The organism is bacterium (assembly GCA_020440705.1).
GTDB lineage: Bacteria > Krumholzibacteriota > Krumholzibacteriia > LZORAL124-64-63 > LZORAL124-64-63 > JAGRNP01.
Genome location: JAGRNP010000353.1, coordinates 1 through 568 on the forward strand (window position 1 = coordinate 1; position 568 = coordinate 568).

Genomic DNA, 568 nt, shown 5'->3' on the forward strand with positions numbered 1-568 from the left:
CGATCTGGCCCCCGCCGCGGGACGCCTCACGCTGACCTACCGGCCCCAGCTCCAGGCCGCCGCGGACCCCCTGGCGGACAATCACGATGAAACGCATTTCATCCAGGAAATTTCGGGGCTATTCGACTATATTGGGCAGGATGAACTCCGGCGCGGACGCTGCCTCGCCGGACCGCACATGGACGACATCGAGATCGCCCTGGACGGCGTCGCCCTGCGCACGTTCGGCTCGCGCGGGGAGACCCGCACCGCGGCCGTCGCGCTGAAGCTGGCCCAGGCGGATCTGGTCCATCGGACCCGCGGCCTGCGCCCGGTGCTGTTCTTCGACGACATCTTCAGCGAACTGGACAAGGACCGTTCCCGGGAGCTGCAGGAGCGGACGGCCGCGGACCACCAGGTGTTCATCGCCACCGCCCGGGGCGAGGACGTGGCGGGCTGGGATCCTCCCGGCCGGCTCACCTGGCGGATCGACGCCGGCCGCGTCACCCCGTCACCATGACGCCGAGACCTTCACTTTGACGACAGCGCACGACGGCAAGCACGGGCCCGAGAAGATCGGGTCGATCCT

General features: G+C 69.2%; 1 protein-coding gene. It reads left to right on the plus strand.

The genetic code is table 11. The annotated features are described in order from the left end of the window. Nucleotides 1-499 (plus strand): DNA replication/repair protein RecF (locus KDM41_18750; protein MCB1185464.1); only part of this gene is annotated, 499 nt, incomplete at its 5' end. Nucleotides 500-568 lie beyond the last annotated feature (69 nt).